This is a genomic window from Streptomyces sp. NBC_00872 (genome assembly GCF_045161915.1).
Taxonomy (GTDB): Bacteria; Actinomycetota; Actinomycetes; order Streptomycetales; family Streptomycetaceae; genus Streptomyces.
The window spans coordinates 6,953,161-6,968,077 of the sequence record NZ_CP108806.1 but is presented as its reverse complement, the minus strand read 5'-3'; the positions used below and the strand labels follow the sequence as shown (position 1 = coordinate 6,968,077).

Genomic DNA, 14,917 nt, shown 5'->3' with positions numbered 1-14,917 from the left:
CATATGAGCACCCCTTATCCGTTCACCGCCATCGTGGGGATGGACGATCTGCGGCTGGGCCTGCTGCTCAACGCGGTCAGTCCGGCGGTCGGCGGAGTCCTCGTACGCGGGGAGAAGGGCACGGCGAAGTCCACGGCCGTGCGGGCCCTGGCGGCTCTGCTGCCCGAGCTGGCGGTGGTCGCCAGGTGCCGGTTCGGCTGCGATCCCGCCGCGCCCGATCCGCACTGCCCGGACGGACCGCACGGGAGCGGCCCGGGTGTCTCCAGGCCCCCGCGTATGGTCGAGCTGCCCGTCGGCGCCTCCGAGGACCGGCTCGTCGGGGCGCTGGACATCGAACGGGCGCTGTCGGAGGGTGTGAAGGCCTTCGAACCGGGGCTGCTCGCGGACGCGCACCGAGGTGTGCTCTATGTCGACGAGGTCAATCTCCTCCATGACCATCTCGTCGACCTGCTGCTGGACGCCGCCGCGATGGGTGCCTCGTACGTGGAGCGCGAGGGCGTCTCCGTACGGCATGCCGCGCGCTTTCTGCTCGTCGGGACGATGAACCCCGAGGAGGGCGAGCTGCGGCCGCAGCTGCTCGACCGCTTCGGACTCACCGTGGAGGTCGCGGCCTCGCGGGAGCCGGAGCAGCGGGTGGAGGTCGTACGGCGGCGGCTCGCGTACGACGACGACCCCGCCGCCTTCGCCGCGCGCTGGGCCGACGAGGAGAGCGCGCTGCGGGAACGGATCGTCGCCGCCCGCGCGCTGCTGCCCGAGGTACGGCTCGGGGACGCCGCGCTGCTCCAGATCGCCGCGACCTGCGCCGCGTTCGAGGTGGACGGGATGCGCGCGGACATCGTGATGGCGAGGACCGCGACGGCGCTGGCCGCGTGGGCGGGGCGTGCGGACGTGGGCGCCGAGGACGTACGGCGGGCCGCGCTGCTCGCGCTGCCGCACCGGCGGCGCCGTAATCCCTTCGACGCGCCGGGGCTCGACGAGGACAGGCTCGACGACACGCTGGAGCGGTTCAAGGGCGAGGACGACAACGGCGCGGACAGCGGGAACGACGGGGGCGAGGACCCGGACGACGACCCCGACGGCGGCGGTTCCGGTGGCCCGGACGGACCCGGGGGCGGTGGCATCCCGCCACAGAGCGGTCCCGAAGTGTCCGACACGCCACAGGAGTCCGCGGCGGGACAGGACGACACGCCCGCGGAGCCGGAGCCGGAGCCGACGACGGAGCCCGAGCGCGCGGGCGCGGAGGCGGACGGCGGGGCCGGTGCGGGTGCCGGCGCGGGGTCCGGGGCCGGGCCCGGGGAGCAGTCCGCCGTACGGGCCGCCGAGCCGTTCCGTACGAAGACACTGAGCGTCCCCGGACTGGGCGAGGGCGCCGCCGGCCGCCGCTCCCGGGCCCGTACCGAACACGGCAGGACGACAGGGTCGCGCAGGCCCCGGGGCGCGCTGACCAAGCTGCATCTCGCGGCGACCGTACAGGCCGCGGCCCCGCACCAGCGGGCGCGCGGGCGCAGCGGCCCCGGGCTGGTGGTCCGCAGGGACGATCTGCGGCAGGCGACACGGGAGGGGCGCGAGGGGAATCTCGTGCTGTTCGTCGTCGACGCGTCCGGGTCGATGGCGGCCAGGGCCCGGATGAGCGCGGTGAAGGGCGCGGTGCTCTCGCTGCTGCTGGACGCGTACCAGCGACGCGACAAGGTCGGTCTGGTCACCTTCCGGGGCAGGTCGGCGGAGGTGGCGCTGCCGCCGACCTCGTCGGTGGACGCGGCGGCGGCCCGGCTGGAGTCGCTGCCGACGGGCGGGCGCACACCGCTCGCCGCCGGGCTGCTCAAGGCCCATGACGTGCTGCGGGTGGAGCGGATGCGCGATCCCGCGCGCCGTCCGCTGCTGCTGGTGGTGACGGACGGGCGCGCGACGGGCGGCCCCGATCCGGTGGCGCTGGCGGCGCGCGCGGCCCGGCTGCACGCCTCGGAGGGAACGGCCTCGGTGGTCGTGGACTGCGAGTCGGGGCCGGTACGGCTCGGGCTGGCCGGTTCGCTCGCCTCGGCGCTCGCGGGCACGGCCATCACACTCGACGAACTGCGGGCCGACAGCATCGCCGGTCTGGTCAGGGACGTACAGCAGATCAGCAGCAGCAACGGACGCTCCAGGAGGGCCGCGTAATGCCGCAGGGACAGCCGGAGACCGTGCCGGACGACGGTCTGACCACCCGCCAGCGCCGTAACCGTCCGCTCGTGCTCGTGCATACGGGCACCGGCAAGGGCAAGTCGACGGCGGCGTTCGGACTCGCGCTGCGCGCGTGGACCCAGGGGTGGCCGATCGGGGTGTTCCAGTTCGTGAAGTCCGCGAAGTGGCGGGTCGGCGAGGAGCGGGCGCTGACGGTGCTGGGGGCGAGCGGCGAGGGCGGTTCCGTCGTCTGGCACAAGATGGGCGAGGGCTGGTCCTGGGTGCAGCGCGACAGCCAGCTCTCCAACGAGGAGGCGGCGCGCGAGGGCTGGGAGCAGGTCAAGCGCGATCTCGCGGCCGAGACGCACAAGCTCTACGTCCTGGACGAGTTCGCCTATCCGCTGCACTGGGGCTGGGTGGACACGGACGAGGTGATCGAGGTGCTGCGCGACCGTCCAGGGACCCAGCATGTGGTGATCACCGGGCGCAACGCCCCGCAGAAGCTGCTGGACTTCGCGGATCTGGTCACCGAGATGACCAAGGTCAAGCACCCGATGGACGCGGGCCAGAAGGGCCAGCGGGGCATCGAGTGGTGAACGTCCCGCGTCTGGTCGTCGCCGCGCCCGCCTCCGGCAGCGGCAAGACCACCGTCGCGACGGGACTGATGGCGGCCTTCTCGGAGCGCGGTCTCGCCGTGTCCCCGCACAAGGTGGGGCCCGACTACATCGATCCGGGGTATCACGCGCTGGCGGTCTCCGGTGCCGGCCGGGCCCGTCCCGGCCGCAACCTCGACGCGTACATGTGCGGCACCGGGCTGATCGGGCCGCTGTTCGCGCATGGCGCGGCGGGCTGCGACCTGGCGCTCGTCGAGGGCGTGATGGGGCTGTACGACGGCGCGTCCGGCCAGGGGGAACTGGCCTCCACTGCGCAGGTGTCGAAGCTGCTGCGGGCTCCGGTGGTACTGGTGGTGGACGCCTCGTCGCAGTCCCGTTCGGTGGCGGCGCTGGTGCATGGCTTCGCCTCCTGGGACCCGGAGGTACGGATCGGCGGGGTGATCCTCAACAAGGTCGCCACGGACCGGCACGAACAGCTGCTGCGCGACGCGCTGGACGAGTCGGGTGTGCCGGTGATGGGGGTGCTGCGCCGCACGGAGCAGGTCGGTACGCCCTCGCGCCATCTGGGTCTGGTGCCGGTCGCCGAGCGGCGCGCGGAGGCGCTGGCGGCGATGCGGGAGCTGGCCGGGCGGGTACGGGCGGGATGTGATCTGGAGGCGCTGCTGGCGCTCGCGCGCAGTGCGCCGCCGCTGGACACGACGGCGTGGGAGGCGGGAGCGGGGTGGGACGAGCCGCGCGATACGGCCGGGAGGACCGAGGGAGCCGGGAGGCCCGGGGCGGTCGCTTCGGTCGCTTCGGCGGGGCGCGGGCGGCCGGTGATCGCCATGGCCGGCGGGTCGGCGTTCACCTTCTCGTACGCGGAGCACACCGAGCTGCTGACGGCCGCGGGTGCGGACGTCGTACCGTTCGACCCGCTGCGTGACGAGCGGCTCCCGGAAGGGACCCGGGGGCTGGTGATCGGGGGCGGCTTTCCCGAGGTGTACGCGCCGGAGCTGTCCGCGAACGAGCCGCTGCGCAAGGCCGTGGCGGAGCTGGCGTTCTCCGGTGCTCCGGTGGCCGCCGAGTGCGCCGGGCTGCTGTATCTGGCGCGCTCCCTGGACGGACGGCCGATGTGCGGCGTGCTGGACGCCGACGCGCGGATGTCGGGGCGGCTGACGCTGGGGTACCGCGAGGCGGTGGCGGTCGGCGACAGCGCGCTGGCGCGGGCCGGAACCCGGGTGCGGGGGCACGAGTTCCACCGGACGGTGCTGGAGCCGGGCGCCGGGGACGCCCCCGCGTGGGGCGTGGTGCATCCGGAACGGCGGGTGGAGGGTTTCGTCCTGCGGGGTGTGCACGCGAGTTATCTGCATACGCACTGGGCGGCGGCGCCGGAGATGGCGCGGCGGTTCGTGGAGCGGTGCTCGGCGTGAGCGGGTCGCGGGGCCGTGTCCCGGCCCGTGGCTCCCATGCCCCCGCGCTTCAGGCGCGTTCCGTGCCTCAGGCGGCGAGACCGACCACCAGCCAGATGAAGGCCACCCCCAGGACCGTGCAGAGCAGCGTGGAGCGGGCCGGGTGCTCGTGATGCGCCTCGGGCAGGATCTCGGCCGCCGCCAGATAGAGCAGGCCGCCGCCGAAGAACCCGAGATAGCTGGCGAGCGCCTCCTCGGGGAGCGTGAACAGCAGGGTGGACGCGGCGCCCAGCACCGGCGCGATCGCGTCCGCGACCAGCATCCCGATCGCCCTGCGCCGGTCGTTCCCGTACAGGCTGGTGAGTGTGTACGTGTTGAAGCCGTCGGCGAAGTCATGGGCGATGACGGCGAGGGCGACGGCGGCGCCCATCGCCTCGCCCACCTGGAAGGCCGCGCCGAGGGCGATACCGTCCATCACGCTGTGGCCCACCATGGCCGCCGCGGCGGTCAGTCCGACCTCGGGCACCCGGCCGTTCGTCCCGGGGGCGGCGGTGCCGTGGCCGGAGTCTGGACCCGCGCCGGGACCACCGGCGGGAACCTCGCCGGGACCGCCGCCAGGTCCGCCGCCAGGTCCGCCGCCAGGTCCGCCGCGGCCCGAGCCGGGCGCGACGGACTGACGGGAGGCGGGATCGCGCGGGGCGCCGCCGTGGGAGGCCTGACGGACCGCGAGCAAACGTTCCACCAGATGGGCTACGAGAAAGCCCCCGACGAAGAGCAGCAGCGCCTGCGGTACGCCGAAGATCTCATGGCCCGCCGCGCGCATCGCCTCCGGCAGCAGATCCAGACCGACGACACCGAGCATCAGCCCACCGGCCAGGCCCAGTACGAGATGGCGGCGGTCGGTGACGCGTTGCGCCGTCCAGCCGCCGAACAGCGTCATGAGGAACGCGCCGAGCGCGACGAACACGGCCATGCGCCCCTGCATAGCGGATCGGACGCCCGACTCGCACATCCGCGCTCCACGGCGCGGCCGGATCCGGAACTGGTCGTCGGGGTGGGCGCGAGCCGCGGCGCCACCGTCGGGGAGGTGCTCGGACTGATCGCGGACACGCTGCGGGACGCCGGGCTCGCGCCGGGCTCGGTGGCGGAACTGGCGACCGTCGACACCAAGGCGGCTGCCCCCGCGATCGCCGGGGCCGCGGCGCGGCTGGGTGTGCCCGTACGGGGGTACGCGGCCGGTCTGCTGGCCGCGATCGACGTACCGAATCCGTCCGGTGCGCCGCTGGCCGCCGTAGGGACCGCGTCCGTCGCGGAGGCCGCCGCGCTGGCGGGCGGAGGGGTGCTGCTCGTACCGAAACGGAAGTCGGACCCCGAGGGCCGCCCGGCCGCGGTCACCTGCGCGGTGGCGTACAGGGGCCGGGACGGAGTGGAACCGGCGGGAGCGGAGATGATGTCGACGACAGAGACGTCGGTGACGTTGACTGCGGCGGCCGGTTGGCGGTAGAGATCAGCGGCCACGCGCTACAGCGCGCCGCGCATGACGCCTCCGTATCCCGGTGGCATTCGGAAGGAGCCCGGTGACCCGCGTCGACCAGTCCAGCGAGAGCGTGGCACCCCACGCGCGGGGTCCGTACCCGCACCGGCCCGGCCGGGCCCGTATATCCCTGATCCGCCATCGACCGATTGGCCGTCATGTCTACGCGCGGTGATCTCCATGATCTGCGCCATCACGGCGACGCCGAGATGCGGGACGGCGCGGAGGGCCTGATCGATCTCGCGGTCAATGTCCGTACGGGTACTCCCCCGGAGTGGCTGCGCGCCCGTATCGCCGACTCGCTGACCGGGCTCGCCGCGTACCCGGACGGACGGGCGGCGCGCGCGGCGGTGGCGGCACGGCACGGGCTGCCGGTGGAGCGGGTGCTGCTGACGGCAGGCGCGGCGGAGGCGTTCGTACTGCTCGCCCGTGCCCTGCCGGTACGCCGGCCGGTGATCGTCCATCCGCAGTTCACCGAGCCGGAATCGGCGCTGCGGGACGCGGGGCACACCGTGGGGCGGGTGCTGCTCGGCGTGTCGGACGGCTTCCGGCTCGATCCCGGGGCGGTGCCCGAGGACGCGGATCTGGTCGTCATCGGCAATCCCACGAATCCGACCTCCGTGCTCCATCCCGCCGGGGCCATCGCGAAGCTGGCGCGCCCCGGGCGGACGCTGGTGGTGGACGAGGCGTTCATGGACGCGGTGCCGGGTGAGCCGGAGGCGCTGGCGGGGCGTACGGATGTGCCGGGGCTGGTGGTGCTGCGCAGCCTCACCAAGACCTGGGGGCTCGCGGGTCTGCGGATCGGTTATGTACTGGCCGAGCCGGAAACGGTGGCCGCGCTGGAGCGGGCGCAGCCGCTGTGGCCGGTCTCGACACCCGCGCTGGCGGCGGCGGAGGCGTGTATGTCGCCCGCCGCGCTGGCGGAGGCGGAGAGCGCGGCGTGCCGGACGGCGGTGGAGCGCGCCCATCTGCTGGCGGGGCTCGCGGAGTTCGAGGAGGTACGGACCGTCGAGGCGGCGGAGGGGCCGTTCGTCCTGGTCCATATGGCCCACGCGAACGCGGTACGCGCCCGGCTGCGCACCCTGGGCTTCGCGGCCCGACGGGGCGATACGTTCCCGGGCCTCGACGCCGAATGGCTACGCCTGGCGGTCCGCGACCGCACCACGACGAACCGCTTCCTCCAGGCCCTGGACCAGGCCTTGACGGCGGTGGGCGGCTGACGGCCCGCGGTGTCGCCCGGCCGGCGGGACCACCGGTCGGACGACGCGCGCCCCGGAGGAACCGGCCGGCGTTTCGCCGGCCGACCGGCCCCCTCGGCGCTCAACGGGGCGGCGGCAGCGTTCAGCCCGGACTCATGGTCCGAGCGGGCGCGGGCGGTCGTACGGCGGCCCGGCACCTCGCCGTACGACCGCCCGCTGCCGCTCCGCACGCCTGCGACGCACGCCCGCGACGCACGCCCCGCGTCAGCGCTTCGCGCGGGTCCTCGTCCAGGCGAGGGTCGCTCCGCCCGCCGCCAGCAGGAGTGCCGCACCGCCCGCCACGTACGGAGTCATGGTGCTGCCGCCCGTCTCCGCGAGATTCTCCGCCGCCGGCTCCACGCCGCTCTGGGGCTTCAGACCGGCAGGGCCGGCCGGTGCGGCCGAGGCGGCAGGGGCGGCGGGGGCGGCCTCCGACGGCCGGCCCGGGGCCGCCGCGCGCTTCGGCGGTGCGGGTGACTCACAGGTGGCACCGGCCAGGGTGAGGGAGCCCTCGACCTCGGCGACGTTCAGCTTGAGCGGGTTCAGCGACACCCTCAGTTCGAGCGCCGCCGCGGCGGCCGTGCGGGACGTGGTGTGCGTCTTCGACAGTTCGAGCGTCACCTCGCCCACCCCGGGCACCTCGACCCGGGTCGTACCGCCCGTGGAGAGCGTGATCCGCTTGCCGAGCACCGTCACGGCGCCGAGCAGATTCGATTCGGCGACCGGCCGTTCACCCGCCGCGCAGACCGCCTTGGAGGTGACCTCCTGGATCTCGATGAGCGAGAGCAGCGGCAGTCCGGGGACATGGACCTTCGCGTGGGCGAGACGGCTCCGCCCCTCCGCCCTGTGCCTGTCGGCCTTCGCCTCCGCCGTCGCCACATCGGCGCGGAGCAGCGTGAACGGCCGCCCCCGGTCGACACCGTCCAGCGTCACGCTCAGCGCGGTCTTCCCGGCGCTCGCGGGCGCCTCGACCTCGTTGAGCGCGGCCTTGAGCGGCACCTGGACGGTCTTGTTGAGCAGGGACACGTCGAGGCCGGTCCTGAGCACGACCGCGCCCGCCCGCCCCACGTCCTTGCCCTCGGTGCCCTCGGTGGCTCCCGCCGGGGCGGCGAGAAGCACCGGCCCCGCCGTCAGCGCGGCGGCGGCCAGTACGGCGGCGCAGCGGCGTGCGGGCATGCGGAAGGTATTGCTGTTCACGATGTGGAACCCCCACAAGAGACTTGGTGTCGCCGGTCCGCCGAACGGGGACACGCGGCGGTGGCGACCGAGACACCGGAATCTTTACGCACGAAGAGTGAACTGGCGGGCACCTGGGGTGAGTTCACTCCAAAGTGGGGTTTCCGGGTTCATATTCGATTCTTGTGGCACATGCGTTCTTCGCCACCCCGTCCATGACACGGCGCGGGTGGTGCGCCGGTCACCCGGCGGAGTGCGGGCGGGGACCACGCGCCCGACTCCGCATAAGACACTTCAACGACTCGGGCCGCCCCGCGTCACGCTCCGTCAATCACGCGCCCGTTCAGCACGATCCGCCGCGGCGCCGTCAGCACCGCGACGTCCGCCCGCGGATCCTCGTCGTACACCACGAGATCCGCCGGAGCGCCCTCCTCCAGCCCCGGGCGGCCCAGCCAGCGGCGCGCGCCCCACACGGCCGCCGAGAGGGCGTCCACGGGCGGGATACCGGCCTTCACCAGCTCACCGACCTCGGCCCCCACCAGACCGTGGACGAGCCCGCCGCCCGCGTCCGTCCCTGCGTAGACCGGGATGCCCGCGTCGTACGCCGCGCGCACGGTGTCGTAGCGGCGCTCGTAGAGCCGGGTCATATGCGCCGACCAGCGCGGGAACCGGGCGGCGCCGCCCTCCGCGAGCCGGGGGAAGGTCGCGATGTTCACCAGGGTCGGGACGATCGCCACACCGCGCTCCGCGAACAGCGGAATGACGTCCTCGGTGAGTCCGGTCGCGTGCTCGACACAGTCGATGCCCGCCTCCACGAGATCGCGCAGCGCGGTCTCCGCGAAGCAGTGCGCGGTGACCCGGGCGCCGAGCCGGTGCGCCTCAGCGATGGCCGCCTCGACCTCGCCGCGCGGCCAGCAGGCGGTCAGATCGCCCGCGTCCCGGTCGATCCAGTCGCCGACGAGCTTGACCCAGCCGTCACCGCGCCGGGCCTCCCGGGCGACATAGGCGACCAGATCCTCCGGCTCGATCTCATGGGCGAAGTTGCGGATGTAGCGGCGGGTACGGGCGATATGCCGGCCGGCCCTGATGATCTTCGGCAGATCCTCGCGGTCGTCGATCCAGCGGGTGTCGGCGGGCGACCCGGCGTCCCTGAGCAGCAGCGCGCCCGCGTCCCGGTCGGCGAGCGCCTGCTTCTCGCTGGTCGCGGGGTCGACCGCGCCGTGGTGGTCCAGGCCGACATGGCAGTGGGCGTCGACGAGACCGGGCAGCGCCCAGCCCCGGACCGTACGGACGTCACGGGCGCCGGCCGGCCGCTCGTAACTGATCCGGCCGCCCACCACCCACAGTTCGTCCCTGATCTCCTCGGGCCCGACGAGGACCCGCCCCGTCACCCGCAGCACCGCCTGACCGGTCATGAAAGCACCGCCTGATCACCCTGATCACTCATGTACAGCACTGTACGAGCCCGTGGGTACCCTCGACCGGGAAGATTCCGAACACCGGTCCGAGGCCGGTGACATCCGCGCGACACCCGCGAAGAGAGCCGAAGAGAGCGCCGCCGTGACACACCCGCTGCTGGACCTGCCCCCGCTGACCGCCGCGCACTTCGCCTCGATCGAGCGCCGCGTCGCCTCGTTGCTCGCCACCGAGAACGATGTCGTGATCATGCAGGGCGAGGCGCTGCTGCCGCTGGAGGCATGTGTACGGGGCGGCGCGCGGCCCGGTTCGACGGCGCTGAACGTGGTCACCGGACCGTACGGACAGACCTTCGGGAACTGGCTGCGCGACTGCGGCGCCACGGTCGTCGATCTGGAGGTGCCGTTCCACACCGCCGTGACCGCCGACCAGGTCGGGGCGGCCCTGGCCGCGCACCCCGGCATCGACTTCGTCTCGCTCGTCCACGCGGAGGCGGCGACCGGCAACACCAACCCGGTGGCCGCGATCGGTGAGGTGGTACGGGCCCATGGCGCGCTGTTCATGCTGGACGCCGTCGCGTCGGTGGCGGCGGAACCGCTGCTGACGGACGAATGGGGCGTGGATCTCTGTGTGATCGGCGCGCAGAAGGCGATGGGCGGACCCGCCGGGGTCTCGGCGGTGTCGGTGAGCGCGCGGGCCTGGGAGCGGTTCGCCGCCAATCCGGGGGCGCCCCGCCGCTCGTATCTCTCCCTGCTGGACTGGAAGGAGCGGTGGATCGACACCGGCCGCAGGGCCCTGCCGCATGCCCCCGCCCAGCTCGAAATGCTGGCGCTGGAGGCCTGTGCCGAGCGGATCGAGGCGGAGGGACTGGACTCCGTGATGGCCCGGCACGCCTCCGCCGCCGCGGCCACGCGCGCGGGCGCGGTGGCGCTGGGCAGCGGTCTGGAGCCGTATGTCCATGAGGCCGCGGCGGCCGCTCCGGTGGCGACGACTCTCCGTACCCCGCCCGGGGCGGACGCCGCCGAGGTGGTGGCCAAGGCCCTGGCGGCCGACCCCTCGCTGCCGCTGATCGCGGGCGGCGGCGCCCTGGCCTCGGAGATGATCCGGGTCAACCACTACGGCCCCCACGCGACACCCGAGGCCGTACGGTCCTCGCTCGCGGCGCTGGGTACGGTGCTCGGCGCCGTTCCGCGACGGTGACCGTGGTGCTGCCACGGCCGGCGCGGGCGTACCGCTTCACCGGCATCGGCACAGCACAATGAATCCCGGATATCGAATATTGGATATCGGCGCAGAATAAGGGAATCGGTATCGCAATCGGCATCAGGTGCGTACATTCGGGTGCCGTCATCTTTTGAATTCTTCTCCGCAGGCAGGTTCCCGTTATCGCCTGCCCACTGATTCAAGGCTTAAACACCGGAGCTCAGGCGATTCAGGCGGGTCTCACCAGCGTTACAGATATGTGACCGAGCCCACCGGCGCGGCCGTCTTGCCGGGATATGTGGGCCTATTCTACCCAACTCCACGAGAGTGCGCACCGGCAGCCGCGCACGCGTGATAACACAACCCGCCTTCCCACCCAACCCCTTCCCAAGATGCATGTTTTGAATTTGCTGGGTAAATTCAATAACTATGACCGCCGCACAAGCAGACCTTGCAGGCGCCCGAAGCGAATTCACCCCGTCTCCGACGATCGACGCCCCACGAGTGGAGGACGGAGCCGCGATCTGGCGCATCGCCCGTGACTCCGAGGTCCTGGACCTCAACTCCTCGTACAGCTACCTGCTGTGGTGTCGTGACTTCGCCGCCACGTCCGTCGTCGCGCGCGACGACGGAGGAGTGCCGATCGCCTTTGTGACGGGCTACGTACGGCCCGAGCGTCCGGACGTGCTGGTCGTCTGGCAGGTGGCCGTCGACCGCGAGCAGCGGGGCCGGGGCCTCGCCGGGACCTTGCTCGACGCGCTGACCGCCCGGGTCGCGGAGGAGCCGGGAATCTCGGCGATGGAGACGACCGTGACCCCTGACAACACCGCGTCGGACCGGTTGTTCACCGCGTTCGCCGCGCGTCATGGCGCGACGCTGACCCGTGAGGTCCTCTTCGACGGCGGACTGTTCCCCGACGGGGTGCACCAGCCGGAGGTGCTGTACCGGATCGGTCCCCTCTCCCGTCGGCCCGGCGAGCCGACGCCCTGAGCGGATGAGCTCGCCGGCTGGGCCGGCCGACCGGTCGGACCGGACCCCGCGGCACGGGCCGACCCGCACGCCGCGGACGTACGTGGCCGCGCCGGCATCCGGGCACGGCGGCATAGGGGCATCCCCCGTCCCCGTACGCCCCGTACGTCCCCGCCCCGTACGCCAGGCGAGCACCTCGTACGCGAGCACCCCGTACACGAGCGGCCCGTATGCGAGCACCCTCCGTGCGAGTACCGCGCGAGTACCTTCTCGCGGCTCGTGCCCGGCGGTCCGGGACCCGGGACCCGGGACCCGGGACCCGGATCCGGCCTCGCGTCCTGCCTCCGCGCATGCCCGCGCCCCGCTCGTATCTCCCTCTCCCCCCGCCCCCTTCCTCTCTCCTCTCCCAACCCCATCGGCAGGAGAATCCTGTGACTATCACCCCGCCCGCACTGAGCGTCTTCGAGACCCTTGAGTCCGAGGTGCGCAGCTACTGCCGCGGCTGGCCCGCCGTGTTCGACCGGGCGCAGGGCAGCCGCCTCACCGACGAGGACGGCCACAGCTACCTCGACTTCTTCGCCGGCGCCGGCGCGCTCAACTACGGCCACAACAACCCGGTGCTGAAACGCGCGCTGATCGACTACATCGAGCGCGACGGCATCACCCATGGCCTCGACATGGCGACGACCGCGAAACGCGCCTTCCTGGAGTCCTTCCAGAATGTGGTGCTCCGGCCCCGTGACCTGCCGTACAAGGTGATGTTCCCCGGCCCGACGGGCACCAACGCGGTCGAGTCCGCCCTCAAGCTGGCCCGCAAGGTGAAGGGCCGCGAATCGATCGTCTCCTTCACCAACGCGTTCCACGGCATGTCGCTGGGCTCGCTCGCCGTCACCGGCAACGCGTTCAAGCGTGCCGGGGCGGGGGTCCCGCTGGTCCATGGCACCCCGATGCCGTTCGACAACTATCTGGACGGCCAGACACAGGACTTCCTCTGGTTCGAACGGCTGCTGGACGACCAGGGCTCCGGGCTGAACAAGCCCGCCGCGGTGATTGTCGAGACGATCCAGGGCGAGGGCGGCATCAATGTCGCGCGCCCCGAGTGGCTGCGGGCGCTGGCCGATCTCTGCCACCGCCAGGACATGCTGCTGATCGTCGACGACATCCAGATGGGATGCGGCCGTACCGGCGCCTTCTTCTCGTTCGAGGAGGCGGGCATCACACCGGACATCGTGACGCTGTCGAAGTCGATCAGCGGATACGGACTCCCCATGTCGCTCTGCCTGTTCCGTCCCGAGCTGGACATCTGGGAGCCGGGCGAGCACAACGGCACCTTCCGGGGCAACAACCCGGCCTTCGTCACGGCCGCCGCCGCGCTCACCGCGTACTGGGCGGACGGCCAGATGGAGAAGCAGACCATCGCGCGCGGTGAACAGGTGGAGCGGGCGCTCGCGGCGATCTGCGCCGAGAGCGCGGACGAGAGCACCGCGGGGAGAGGCGCCCGGAGCATCGGAAGCGACGGCGACGGCGACGACGGCGACAGCACCGGAGGTCCCGGCGGTCCGGCCGCGGAGTTCCGGGGCCGGGGTCTGGTCTGGGGCCTGGAGTTCGCCGACAAGGAGCGGGCATCCGCTGTCTGTGCGCGTGCGTTCGAGCTGGGGCTGCTGCTGGAGACCTCGGGCCCGGTCGGCGAGGTGGTGAAGCTGCTGCCGCCGCTCACCATAACGCCCGAGGAACTGGACGAGGGCCTGCGCACGCTGGCCCGCGCGGTCCTGGAGACCGCCTGAGCCGCCTGACACCGCCCGCACCAGCCAGAGAGAAAGGCAGCAACACACCGTGATCGTCCGATCGTTCAAGGACATCGAGAACACCGACCGCCATGTGAGGTCGGCCTCGGGCACCTGGGAGAGCAAGCGCATCGTGCTCGCCAAGGAGAACGTCGGCTTCTCCCTCCACGAGACCGTTCTCTACGCGGGTACGGAGACGTCGATGTGGTACGCCCACCACATCGAGGCCGTGCTCTGTGTGGAGGGCGAGGCCGAGCTCACCGACGAGGAGACCGGCGAGACCCACTGGATCCGGCCCGGAACGATGTATCTGCTGGACGGGCACGAGCGCCACACGCTCCGCCCCAAGACCGACTTCCGCTGCGTCTGCGTCTTCAACCCGCCGGTGACCGGGCGGGAGGACCATGACGAGAACGGGGTCTATCCGCTGCTGACCGAGGAGGGCTGACGATGACCACCACACCCGTACGTACGGAACGTACCGAGCGGACCGATCTGTATCCGACCCGTGGCCGTCGCGAGGTGACCACCCCGCGACAGGACCCCGTCGTCTGGGCGGCGCCGGACGCGCCGGGACCGGTCTCCCGGGCGGACCTCGGCGGCTTCGAGCGGGACGGTTTCCTCACCGTGGACCGGCTGATCGGCCCCGACGAGGTCGCGCTCTACCGCGCCGAACTGGAACGGCTGGTCGCCGACCCCGGCGTACGCGCGGACGAGCGCTCGATCATCGAGCCCAGGACCCAGGACGTACGGTCGGTCTTCGAGGTCCACCGTCTCAGCGAGATCTTCGCCGGGCTGGTACGGGACGAGCGGGTGGTGGGCCGTGCCCGCCAGATCCTCGGCTCGGACGTCTATGTCCACCAGTCACGGATCAATGTGAAGCCGGGCTTCGGCGCCTCGGGCTTCTACTGGCACTCGGACTTCGAGACCTGGCACGCGGAGGACGGTCTGCCGAACATGCGGACCGTGTCCGTCTCGATCGCGCTGACCGAGAACTACGACACCAACGGCGGGCTGATGATCATGCCCGGATCGCACAGGTCGTTCCTCGGCTGCGCGGGCGAGACGCCTCAGGACAACTACAAGCAGTCGCTGAAGATGCAGGACGCCGGGACCCCGTCGCACGAGGCGCTGACGCGTATGGCGGACGAGCACGGCATCAGGCTCTTCACGGGCAGGGCCGGTTCGGCGACCTGGTTCGACTGCAACTGCATGCACGGCTCCGGCGACAACATCACGCCGTACCCGCGCAGCAATGTGTTCATCGTGTTCAACAGTGTGGAGAACGCGGCGGTGGAGCCGTTCGCGGCGCCCGCGCCACGGCCGGACTTCATCGGGGCGCGGGACTTCACACCGGTGCGCTGATGGGGCCGGTGCGCTGAGGGGCCGGGCAGCGGACAGGGGTGCGGGGCGGCCGTCATGGTCTGCCCCGCACCCC

At 72.4% G+C, this 14,917-nt stretch carries 12 protein-coding genes and 1 pseudogene; 10 read left to right on the top strand and 3 right to left on the bottom strand.

Annotated features, from left to right (window positions below; genetic code table 11):
- The first annotated feature begins 3 nt into the window (after positions 1-3).
- From OG214_RS29765 to OG214_RS29755, 3 genes are read left to right on the top strand one after another with little or no spacing between them, the layout of a single operon-like run.
- Entirely contained in the window at positions 4-2,154 is a 2,151-nt protein-coding gene (locus OG214_RS29765; RefSeq protein WP_405986470.1) for a putative cobaltochelatase, read from the top strand.
- Positions 2,154-2,753, top strand: a complete 600-nt coding sequence (cobO, locus tag OG214_RS29760) for a cob(I)yrinic acid a,c-diamide adenosyltransferase (protein ID WP_363083317.1) — start codon at positions 2,154-2,156, stop codon at positions 2,751-2,753. The genes OG214_RS29765 and cobO overlap by 1 nt, the downstream gene beginning before the upstream one ends.
- Entirely contained in the window at positions 2,747-4,180 is a 1,434-nt protein-coding gene (locus tag OG214_RS29755) for a cobyrinate a,c-diamide synthase (RefSeq protein ID WP_405986469.1), read from the top strand. The genes cobO and OG214_RS29755 overlap by 7 nt, the downstream gene beginning before the upstream one ends.
- 67 nt (positions 4,181-4,247) lie before the next feature.
- On the opposite strand, the gene OG214_RS29750 is transcribed toward OG214_RS29755, so the two are convergent.
- Positions 4,248-5,132 carry a ZIP family metal transporter gene (locus tag OG214_RS29750; RefSeq protein WP_405986468.1) on the bottom strand — a complete coding sequence of 295 codons (885 nt, stop codon included), beginning with the start codon at positions 5,130-5,132 and terminating at the stop codon, positions 4,248-4,250.
- Positions 5,133-5,195: 63 nt separating this feature from the next.
- Here OG214_RS29750 and OG214_RS29745 point away from each other — a divergent pair.
- Positions 5,196-5,573, top strand: a pseudogene (locus tag OG214_RS29745) (cobalamin biosynthesis protein); the annotation flags it as partial.
- 278 nt (positions 5,574-5,851) lie between these two features.
- Complete coding sequence (gene cobC / locus OG214_RS29740; RefSeq protein ID WP_405986467.1) at positions 5,852-6,913, top strand: Rv2231c family pyridoxal phosphate-dependent protein CobC; 1,062 nt, start codon at positions 5,852-5,854, stop codon at positions 6,911-6,913.
- Positions 6,914-7,156: 243 nt separating this feature from the next.
- On the opposite strand, the gene OG214_RS29735 is transcribed toward cobC, so the two are convergent.
- The gene (locus OG214_RS29735; protein WP_405987656.1) at positions 7,157-8,107 is read right to left on the bottom strand and encodes an SCO1860 family LAETG-anchored protein; all 951 of its coding nucleotides are present in this window, start codon (positions 8,105-8,107) and stop codon (positions 7,157-7,159) included.
- Between the two features lie 317 nt (positions 8,108-8,424).
- Complete coding sequence (locus OG214_RS29730) at positions 8,425-9,522, bottom strand: amidohydrolase family protein (RefSeq protein ID WP_405986466.1); 1,098 nt, start codon at positions 9,520-9,522, stop codon at positions 8,425-8,427.
- 145 nt (positions 9,523-9,667) lie between these two features.
- Between OG214_RS29730 and OG214_RS29725 the strand changes: the two genes are divergently transcribed.
- From OG214_RS29725 to thpD, 5 genes are all read left to right on the top strand, one after another.
- Positions 9,668-10,723, top strand: a complete 1,056-nt coding sequence (locus OG214_RS29725; protein WP_405987655.1) for a pyridoxal-phosphate-dependent aminotransferase family protein — start codon at positions 9,668-9,670, stop codon at positions 10,721-10,723.
- Positions 10,724-11,155: 432 nt separating this feature from the next.
- Complete coding sequence (gene ectA, locus OG214_RS29720) at positions 11,156-11,716, top strand: diaminobutyrate acetyltransferase (protein ID WP_363084430.1); 561 nt, start codon at positions 11,156-11,158, stop codon at positions 11,714-11,716.
- A gap of 209 nt (positions 11,717-11,925) precedes the next feature.
- Positions 11,926-13,479 carry a diaminobutyrate--2-oxoglutarate transaminase gene (gene ectB, locus OG214_RS29715; RefSeq protein ID WP_405986465.1) on the top strand — a complete coding sequence of 518 codons (1,554 nt, stop codon included), beginning with the start codon at positions 11,926-11,928 and terminating at the stop codon, positions 13,477-13,479.
- Between the two features lie 49 nt (positions 13,480-13,528).
- Positions 13,529-13,927, top strand: a complete 399-nt coding sequence (locus tag OG214_RS29710; protein WP_363084432.1) for an ectoine synthase — start codon at positions 13,529-13,531, stop codon at positions 13,925-13,927.
- A gap of 2 nt (positions 13,928-13,929) precedes the next feature.
- Positions 13,930-14,844 (top strand): ectoine hydroxylase, encoded by a 915-nt coding sequence (gene thpD / locus OG214_RS29705; RefSeq protein ID WP_365906149.1) that lies wholly within the window; start codon positions 13,930-13,932, stop codon positions 14,842-14,844.
- The last annotated feature ends 73 nt before the right edge of the window (positions 14,845-14,917 follow it).